The sequence below is a fragment of the Acidovorax sp. KPB24-07 genome (assembly GCF_057543315.1).
On sequence record NZ_BAAJYS010000147.1, the window covers coordinates 1 to 8,900 of the forward strand.

Below are 8,900 nucleotides of genomic sequence, written 5' to 3' on the forward strand. Positions count from 1 at the left end.
CGACCCCGCCCCGGTGAACCTGCGCGCGCAGGAGGCCGTGAGCGCCTACGCGCAGACCGAGCAGGGTCCGCAGGTGCCCCGCCAGCCGCTGTCGCGCGTGCAGGACGTGATGACCGTGGGCGCCCTCACCGTGCCGCCCGACATCCGCGTGAACGACGCCTGGGCCACGCTGGCGGAGCACCGCATCGCCCAGGCGCCCGTGGTCGACGCCGCGGGCCACGTGGTCGGGCTGCTGCTGCGCGCCGACATGGCGCCGCTGGATCTGCTGCCCGAGCCCGGCAGCGTGAAGGCGGCCATCGACCTGGCGCGCCGGCCCGTCTCCGAGATCATGGTGAGCCCGGTGCCCACCGTGGCCGCCGACACCGAACTGCGCCGCGTGGCGGGCGTGCTGCTCGACACCGGCCTGCCCGGCCTGCCGGTGACCGACGAGGCCGGCACCATGACCGGCTTCATCTCGCGCACCGACATCCTTCGCGCCGTCGCGGCCGACCCGCCCCTGGACCTCTGGAGCTGATGCGGCCCGCGGCGCCAGCCGCTGCCGCGGCGCAGCACCGCCACCGCGCATGAAAAAACCCGCGGGGCCTGGCAGCCACGCGGGTTCTTGATGAATCGAGTCAGCCCGCAGCTGGCGCCACGGGCCGCGCCCCCGCTGGGCGAATCGATCAGCGGATCATTCGGCCGAAATCGCCTCGGGCTCGGCGATCTCCACCGAGGGCAGCGGGCTCGCCAGCACCTTGTCGATGGTCTTGCCATCCATGTCCACCACCTCGAACTGCCAGCCCTCCCACTGCACCGTGTCGGTCACGCGGGGCAGCTTGCCGGTCAGCAGCATCACCATGCCGCTGAGCGTGTGGTAGCGGCCGCGGTCTTCCTCGGGCACGGCGTCCAGGTTCAGGCGGTCTTTGAGTTCGGGCACGGGGATGTGGCCGTCCAGCAGCCAGCTGCCGTCCTCGCGCTGCACGGCCCAGGAGGTTTCGGGGTCGCGGGCGTGGAATTCACCCGTGATGGCCTCGATCAAATCCTGCAGCGTGACGATGCCCTGCACTTCGCCGTACTCGTCGATCACGAACGCCATGTGCAGGTCGGACTGGCGGAAGTTGTCCAACAGCTCCATGCCGGTGATCGTCTCGGGCACGTACAGCGCCGTCTGCAGCGGCTGCGTGGCCAGGTCGCGCGCCTGCTCGCGCAGCGAGCGAGACAGCCATTGGCGGGCGTTCAGCACGCCCAGCACGTTCTCCATGCCGCCACGCACCACGGGAAAGCGCGCATGGTCCGACTCCTCGATGCATTTGAGGTTCTCTTCGAACGAGTCCTCCACGTCCAGCACCGCCACATCGGCGCGCGGCACCATCAGCGAACCGATCTGGCGGTCGTCCAGGCGGAACACGTTGCGCACCATCTGGTGCTCGTGCGACTCGATCACGCCGGCGCTCGTGCCTTCGGCCAGCACCGCGTGGATCTCGGCCTCGGTCACCGCGCTGGCGTTGTTCTCCTTCACGCCCAGCAGCCGCAGCAGGCCCTGCGTGGACATCGACAGCAGCTTCACGAACGGCTTGGTGGCGATGGCCAGCCAGTTGATCGGGCGGGCCACCAGGCGGGCGATGACTTCGGGATGGCTCTGGCCCAGGCGCTTGGGCACGAGTTCGCCCACGACGATGGAGAAGTAGGTGATGAGCATCACCACCAGGCCGGTGGCCAGGTAGCTGGCGTATTTGGCCTCCAGCCCCAGCGTGCGCAGCCATTCGCCCAGGGGCTGGGCCAGCGCGGCTTCGCCGACGATACCGTTCAGCACACCGATGGAGGTGATGCCGATCTGGATGGTGGAGAGGAATCGGGTCGGGTCTTCGCCCAGCTTGACGGCAGCGACCGCGCCGCTATCGCCCTCATCGATCAGCTTCTGGAGCCGGGTCTTGCGCGCCGTGACCAGCGCCAGTTCCGACATGGCAAACAGGCCATTGAGCAGGATGAGGGCGAACAGTATTGCTATTTCCATAGACAGGGAACGGATGGGTTCCCTCAGAGTGAATCAACCGCAAATTGTAAGAAGTCACACCCGACGTGGGGTCATAAGGGCCGCCCGCGTAGGGACATTGGGGTGCCAGCGTGGTATTTGCGCCCTGTCACTGCCGGAACAGGGCCTGCGGCAGGCGCCGTAGACCATGCATCGAAATGGCCTCCAGCGCAATAAGTACTAGGGCATATAGCTATTCAATTAATAGCAAACCGATGGCCAATCGATTTCAATGCCCTGCGGGGCCCGTCTCCGGCGTGCGCTCGGTGATCGCCAGCCCCGTGGCCGCATCGATGCGCAGGCCCTTGGGCAGCGGGAATTTCACCGTCTCCTCGATGCCGTCCATTTTGCGCACCGACACGGCGCCCAGCGCCTTGATGCGGTCGATCACCTGGCGCACCAAAATCTCGGGCGCCGAGGCCCCGGCCGTCAGCCCCACGCGGGCCACGCCCTCGAACCATTCGGCGCGCAGCTCCTCGGCGCTGTCCACCATGTAGGCCCGGGTGCCCAGGCGCGCCGCCAGCTCGCGCAGCCGGTTGCTGTTGGAGCTGGTGGGGCTGCCCACCACGATCACCAGGTCCACTTGCGGGCTCAGCACCTTGACCGCGTCCTGCCGGTTCTGCGTGGCGTAGCAGATATCCTGCTGCTTGGGCTCGCGCACGCTCGGGAACCGCGCGCGCACCGCCGCGCTGATCTCGGCCGCGTCGTCCACCGACAGCGTGGTCTGCGTCACCACCGCCAGCTTGGCCGTCTGCCCGGGCTGCACCCGGGCCACGTCCTGCACGTCCTCCACCAGGTGGATGCCGTGGTCTAGCTGGCCCATGGTGCCCTCCACCTCCGGGTGGCCCTTGTGGCCGATCATGATGAACTCGTAACCCTCCTTGGCCAGCTTGGCGACCTCCACGTGCACCTTGGTCACTAGAGGGCAGGTCGCATCGAACACGCTGAAGCCGCGCTCGGCCGCCTCGGTCTGCACCGCCTTGCTCACGCCGTGGGCCGAGAACACCAGCGTGGAGCCCGGCGGCACATCGGCCAGGTCCTCGATGAAGATCGCGCCCTTGGCCTTGAGGTCGTTCACCACGTAGGTGTTGTGCACGATCTCGTGGCGCACGTAGATGGGCGCGCCGAACTTCTGCAGCGCGCGCTCGACGATCTCGATCGCGCGGTCCACGCCCGCGCAAAAGCCGCGCGGCTCGGCCAGAACGATTTCCTGGGGTTTTTGCATGGCGTCAGAGCACCCCGATGAGCTGCACCTCGAAGGTGACCGGCTGCCCCGCCAGCGGGTGGTTGAAGTCGAAGCGCACCGCGCCGTCCTCGCGCACCGCCAGCACCACGCCCGCGTAGCTGCCCAGACCGTCCGGCGTGGGGAACTGCACCACGTCGCCCACCGTGTAGCGCTCGTCGGGATCGCCCAGCTCGGCCAGCAGCTTGCGCGCCACCCACTGCTGCATGTCGGGGTTGCGGTCGCCGAAGGCCTCGCCCGCGGGCAGGGTGAACGTGGTGCGGGTGCCCTCGGGCAGGCCGATCAGGCACTGCTCCATGGCGGGGGACAACTCGCCCGCGCCCAGCGACAGGGTGGCCGGCTTGTCGCCGAAGGTGTTGATCACGTCGCCCGCCGGGCCGGCCAGACGGTAGTGCAGGGTCAGGAAGGAACCGGCCTGCACGGTGGGAGCGGCGGCGGGAGAGGCAACGAGGGAGGTGGGGGCGAGGGTGGTCATGAGAGTCCCGATAAACTGGCCGCCATTGTAGAAACCCGCCCATTCCCTGCCCCGCGCGCGGCCATGCCGCCGCCCTTACCGGACCTGCCGCACCATGCTCATGAAAACCATGCCTGCCGACGCCCGGCCCCGTGAACGGCTGCTGCAGCGGGGCCCTGCCGCGCTGTCGGATGCGGAACTGCTGGCGATCATCCTGCGCACGGGCATCGCCGGCAAAGGGGTGATGGAGATGGCGTGCGAGCTGCTGGCACCCACCACCGTGGATTCGGCAACGGGCAAACCCACCGGAGGCTTCAGCGGCATCAGCGGGCTGCTGCACACCAGCGCCGATGACCTGCGGCGCATCAAGGGCCTCGGCCCTGCCAAACGGGCCGAACTGGTGGCCGTGTTGGAGCTGGCAAGGCGGGCGCTCGCGGAACAACTGAGCGAGCGTGAGGCGTTCGAGTCCCCCACGGCTGTGAAGCACTACTTGCAACTGCATCTGGCAAAAAAAGGCTACGAAGTTTTTGCCGTGATGTTCCTGGACGCCCAGAACCGCATGATCGCCCTGGACGAAATGTTCCGCGGCACGCTCACCCATGCCAGCGTGTACCCCCGCGAAGTCGTCACGCGCGCCCTGCACCACCACGCCGCCGCCGTGGTGCTGGCCCACAACCACCCCAGCGGCAGCGTGGAGCCCAGCCGCGCGGATGAAAACCTCACCAAGACCCTCACGAACGCCCTGGCGCTGGTGGACGTGCGCGTGCTCGACCACGTGATCGTGGCGCCCGGCAACGCGCTGTCGATGGCCGAATCCGGGCTGCTGTAGGACCCTCGCGGGCTGGGCTGCCGGGGTGGCGGCCTGCCTGCCGACTCCAGCCCCCTCGCCGCGCAGCATCGCCGATTCATTAACAATTGGTTAATCAATTCAATTGCTCGAAAGTCACTTTTTCGCTTTTTCCGATTAGCATTCGCCCCCAATAAAAAACGCGATCTCGAAGGGGGGATTGAATGAGCGCAGAACTCGCGGCCACGTTCTTCAACGTCGGCTACGGACAGACCCTGGCCCAGTCCATGGACAGGAACCAGGTGGACGTGCTGGTGCTGACGCAGGGCCAGTACATGAGCATCCTGCAGGACAAGGCCAGGCGCAATGCCGCCCTGGAATTCAACCTGCGCAAGATGCTGTCGCAGTCCACGTTCGGGCAGTACTGGCAGAAAGAATTCAGCCCGAATGCCAGCGAGCCGTGGGTCGGGCCCGTAGCGCAGGGGGCCAATGACATGCTTGCCATCACAAAGACGCTGAACGCCATCGGCATGGCCGGCATCGGCAGCTACATCAAGACCACGGCAACGGGCACGTACATCATCATCAAGGGGTACTCGGCCCAGCGCAGCAGTGCCCTGCAGGGAACGCGGTATCTGGCGACCAATCCTAAGATGCTGCAGCTCGGATTGGGGATGAAGAGTTTGCAGGGGATTGCCAAGGGCGGTTTTATTCTGGGCGTGGTGGTCTCCACAGGACTTGAGGTGATGGACTTCATGTTCAACGACGAGAAGACCATGTACGACCTGGTGGGCGGCATCGGCGTAGAAGCCGTCAAGGGAGGGCTTGGCGCCCTGGTGGCCTATGGCGCGGCTGCGTTTGTAGGCACTTCGATGACTGCGGTTGCGGTCGTTCCTCTCGGTTTTATGGCGGTGGTTGCACTCGCCACTGGCATCGGCCTGAATGTACTGGACCGCCGCTACAGCATCAAAGACCAAGTGATCACTGCCCTCAAAATGCTCCCGGAAGAGACGGCGCAGGGCATGTACTACATAGACACTAAAACCCAGTCTTGGCAGGACGATCTGCGCAATGCCATCGAGCAAAAAAAGGTGGAGGCAGGGCGTGCCATCGACCGCAGCGTGCGGGACTGGCTTTGCCGAATCTCCTGCGGCAGATACTAGCGATGCCTGTTGACCGGACCACGATCTAATGAACGACATTCAGCAAATCCGAAAGAGCCTGATATGGGGCGTGCCGCTGTATTTGGGGTTAATTGCCGGCGCCTACTTGCTGACAGTCCACGAAATCCTGCCCACCATAGAGGCAATCACATCCAAAGCGCCGGTGGTCCGTATTGCGCCTTCGCTCCAATTGATCCCTTTTGTCGGCATCGCCTGCATCCTGGGGATTCTGGTTGCAAGCACCCGGGCCGTTCCTTTGAACGCCAGGAACATCAAGCGCTTCGAACGTGCATTCATTGCCGCTGTCGGGGTGTGTGTAGTCGCAATGGTCTTGATACCCGTGACGTCTGTGCTCCAACGCGTCTATATGCCCCGCAACGGGTACTCGATGTGCGCCGAGTTGAAAGACAACCCCACGTTTTGGTTTACAGACTGGGTGCGTAATCCAGCCTGGTGCGTCAAAGGCAAGAGCCTGGAATGGGTGAACGAGCAGGCCGGCGCGACCGCTCCCCCAGGCACGCCATAGGTGCGACCGCTACCACACCAGTTCACTTGCTATTAATTAAATAGCTACAGGCCAGCGCACTGACTGCGCTACCAGCTTATTTTTCCGGATTCAGTTCCTGAGGTTCCAGCCGCGCCTAAAAATCAAAAATATGTTTGATGTGAAAAAAATTCGCCGGGCGCTCATCTGGGGCATCCCGCTTTTTTTTAGGGCTCGCGGCAGGTTGTCTTTGGATGACAGCAGACATCCTGGTGACGGCCATTGTGAATGTTGTGAATCGCGCTTCCGCTGTTCGAATCACGCCCGGGGTTTGGGTTGCGCCGTTTTGCGCGGCATTCTCCTTGTTGGGAATCATCGTGGGATGCCTGCGAGCGGTTCCCGTGAGTGACCACGCGATCAAGCCTTTCGAACGCGCATTCCAGGCAGCAGTCTTAGGTGGAGTCGTGGCCATGTTCCTAATCCCGGCCACCTCGGTCATCCAACGCTTTTACATGCCAGGCATCGGTTACTCGATGTGTTCGGAACTAGAGGGCCACCCCACTATGTGGTTCACGGACTGGGTGCGCGACCCTGCTTGGTGCGCCAAAGGCAAGAGCCTGGAGTGGGTGAACGAGCAAGCGCGCATAGCCCGTCATCCCGGCAAGCCATAGAGGCGATCGCTGCAACATTCCGCCTTTTTGCTATTAATTAAATAGCGCCATGGCAGCACACTGATTGCGCTGGAGACCGATTCATGTCCGATATACGACCACGCCGAAAGCGTGCGCGCGACGTGCGCACCATCGATCCAACAATGTTCGCCGTTCAAAAACTCCGCAAGGGGTTGCTTTGGATCATTCCTCTTTTTTCGGCAGCGATTGCAGGCTGCTTCTGGATGACGGCAGAAATCATGGTGCCGACCATCTTGGATATCGCATACCGCGCGCCCGCAGTGCAAGTTACACCGGGCATGCTAGTGAGCCCGTTCTTGGCAGCGTTATTGATTCTGGGGATGGTCGTGGGCGGCATGCGCGCCATTCCCTTGAATGAACGCATCGTCAAACCAGTCGAACAAGCCATGATCATCGTGATGCTGGGCGCATTCGTTGGCATGTGGCTGGTTCCCATCACGGGCATCGCCCAACATTTCTTCATGCCGAGCCTGGGCTACTCCCCCTGCAACATCTTGCGGGGCAACCCCAACAAGTGGTCCAACGACTGGGTGCTCGACACGCAGTGGTGCGTCAAAGGCCAGACCATCGAATGGGTCAAGGAGCAGGCCCGCTTGGCCGTCACTCCTGGCGCTTCCAGATAGCCAAGAAACACACCTGCGGGCGAGCGACCGCCTCCTCCGCTCAGCACCCGGCCGGCCGATTTCCACGCAGGGTGAGCAGCCCGGTCACGCGCAGCGTGTCACCCGTGCCGTCCGTGGCCGTCAGCCGCTTGTTGACGATCTCGAGGTAGTCGCGGCTGTGGTGCACGTCGGTGTCGTCGCCGTCGCCGCTGGCGGTTGCGAACTCGCGGCCGCGCACGTTCAGGACCAGCCGGTAGAGCGAGTCGGCATTGGTGGCGTAGCGCACCGTGCCGGAGGCGGTGCCGTCGCCACCCACCCGGTCGGCGCCGTCGAAGGTGAAGCTGCACAGCTCGGGGGCCGTGCCGGTGGCGGCAATTTTGGTGACCTCGCTGGCGTTGATGTTTCCGTTGCCGTACGAGCCGTCCAGACCGCTGACCGAGGCATTGGTCACGGTGAGCGACGCCGCGCGTTCGTCCAGGGAATCGCTGCCCCCGCCGCACGCGGACAACAGCGCGGCGGCGGCCAGCAGGGTGGACAGGAGAGACAAGGTTTTGAGGGAGGTGTTCATGGCCAATGGGTCGGTTGTGGGATGGAGGAAAAGGCTCGCTGGGGCCCAGCCAAAGCCAGACACCGGCCATAACTGTACCATCATGTTCTGTTTTAAATGGTGGTTTTTTGGCGCCCTTTTTTGCCGGCAAGTGCCTGCGATGGATTGGCCCGCAGCCGGGCCTGCCCCCGGCGCACCTACACTGCGCGCCATGCCAGACACCCGCCGGAAGCCTTCGAGAAAACGCCCTTGGGGAGGGTGGGTTGCCGGCCTTGCGGGATCGGCCGTGCTGGTGGTGGCCTGCACGGGCGCGCGGCAGGGCCTTGAGCCGGAAGCCACCGCGCCGGCCGCGCTGCGCCTGATCGGCACCGCCGCCATCGCCCCCGGCACCGAGGTGCTGGGCACGACCTTCGGCGGCGTCTCGGGCATCGACTACGACCCGGCGCACGACCGCTGGCTGCTCATCAGCGACGACCGCTCGGCCCTGCAGCCGGCGCGCATCTACACCGCCACGCTGCACTACACCGCCACGCACCTGGAGACCCCCGCGATCACCGGCACCGCACCGCTGCGCCAGGCCAGTGGCGTGCCCTACCCTGCGCCGCGGCACGCCGCGCCCGATGTGGACGTGCCCGATGCCGAAGCGGTGCGCTGGCTGCCGGGCGGGCACACTTTTTTGTGGACCAGCGAGGGCGACTTCGCGCGCGGCTTCGGCCCGCAGTGGCGCGAACACCGGGCCGATGGCGCGTGGGTGCGCGATCTGCCCTTGCCGGCGGCGTTCGGGCGTGTGCCCGACTTTCGGCGCGGGCCCCGCGCCAATGCCACGCTGGAAGGGCTGGCGCTGTCGCCGGACGGCCGCACGGCCTGGCTGGCCATGGAAACGGCCTGGGTCCAGGACGGCCCGCGCCCCACGCCCG

The 8,900-nt window shown here is 65.1% G+C and carries 11 protein-coding genes; 6 read left to right on the forward strand and 5 right to left on the reverse strand.

All coding sequences use genetic code 11. From position 1 onward, the window contains the following. Positions 1–514: CBS domain-containing protein (locus AC27IQ_RS14800; RefSeq protein ID WP_487089913.1), on the forward strand; the 514-nt coding region annotated here is incomplete at its 5' end. A gap of 156 nt (positions 515–670) precedes the next feature. On the opposite strand, the gene AC27IQ_RS14805 is transcribed toward AC27IQ_RS14800, so the two are convergent. The 3 genes from AC27IQ_RS14805 to AC27IQ_RS14815 all read right to left on the reverse strand — a co-directional run bounded on the left by AC27IQ_RS14805 (position 671) and on the right by AC27IQ_RS14815 (position 3,729). Continuing rightward, on the reverse strand, positions 671–1,993 hold the full coding sequence (locus tag AC27IQ_RS14805) for a hemolysin family protein (protein WP_272567714.1): 1,323 nt from the start codon (positions 1,991–1,993) through the stop codon (positions 671–673). Between the two features lie 247 nt (positions 1,994–2,240). Then, entirely contained in the window at positions 2,241–3,236 is a 996-nt protein-coding gene (gene ispH / locus AC27IQ_RS14810; protein ID WP_284427615.1) for a 4-hydroxy-3-methylbut-2-enyl diphosphate reductase, read from the reverse strand. Positions 3,237–3,240: 4 nt separating this feature from the next. Then, on the reverse strand, positions 3,241–3,729 hold the full coding sequence (locus AC27IQ_RS14815) for an FKBP-type peptidyl-prolyl cis-trans isomerase (protein ID WP_284408153.1): 489 nt from the start codon (positions 3,727–3,729) through the stop codon (positions 3,241–3,243). A gap of 94 nt (positions 3,730–3,823) precedes the next feature. Here AC27IQ_RS14815 and radC point away from each other — a divergent pair, with 94 nt between their 5' ends. The 3 genes from radC (at position 3,824) to AC27IQ_RS14830 (ending at position 6,184) form a co-directional block, all read left to right on the forward strand. Continuing rightward, complete coding sequence (gene radC, locus AC27IQ_RS14820) at positions 3,824–4,537, forward strand: RadC family protein (protein WP_284405454.1); 714 nt, start codon at positions 3,824–3,826, stop codon at positions 4,535–4,537. A 182-nt stretch (positions 4,538–4,719) separates the two neighbouring features. After that, positions 4,720–5,658, forward strand: coding sequence for a hypothetical protein (locus tag AC27IQ_RS14825; RefSeq protein ID WP_317356452.1), 939 nt, complete (start codon positions 4,720–4,722; stop codon positions 5,656–5,658). A gap of 28 nt (positions 5,659–5,686) precedes the next feature. Further along, positions 5,687–6,184 (forward strand): hypothetical protein, encoded by a 498-nt coding sequence (locus tag AC27IQ_RS14830; RefSeq protein WP_487089914.1) that lies wholly within the window; start codon positions 5,687–5,689, stop codon positions 6,182–6,184. A gap of 115 nt (positions 6,185–6,299) precedes the next feature. Here AC27IQ_RS14830 and AC27IQ_RS14835 read toward each other — a convergent pair whose 3' ends face one another. Then, a complete protein-coding gene (locus tag AC27IQ_RS14835; protein ID WP_487089915.1) occupies positions 6,300–6,518 on the reverse strand; it encodes a hypothetical protein in 219 nt (72 codons plus the stop codon). Positions 6,519–6,935: 417 nt separating this feature from the next. On the opposite strand from AC27IQ_RS14835, the gene AC27IQ_RS14840 reads away from it, so the two are divergent. Further along, positions 6,936–7,457, forward strand: coding sequence for a hypothetical protein (locus AC27IQ_RS14840; RefSeq protein ID WP_487089916.1), 522 nt, complete (start codon positions 6,936–6,938; stop codon positions 7,455–7,457). A 40-nt stretch (positions 7,458–7,497) separates the two neighbouring features. Here AC27IQ_RS14840 and AC27IQ_RS14845 read toward each other — a convergent pair whose 3' ends face one another. Further along, positions 7,498–8,004, reverse strand: coding sequence for a hypothetical protein (locus AC27IQ_RS14845; RefSeq protein WP_284408148.1), 507 nt, complete (start codon positions 8,002–8,004; stop codon positions 7,498–7,500). 190 nt (positions 8,005–8,194) lie between these two features. On the opposite strand from AC27IQ_RS14845, the gene AC27IQ_RS14850 reads away from it, so the two are divergent. After that, positions 8,195–8,900, forward strand: a 706-nt coding sequence (locus AC27IQ_RS14850) for an esterase-like activity of phytase family protein (RefSeq protein ID WP_487089917.1), incomplete at its 3' end; no start/stop codon positions are given.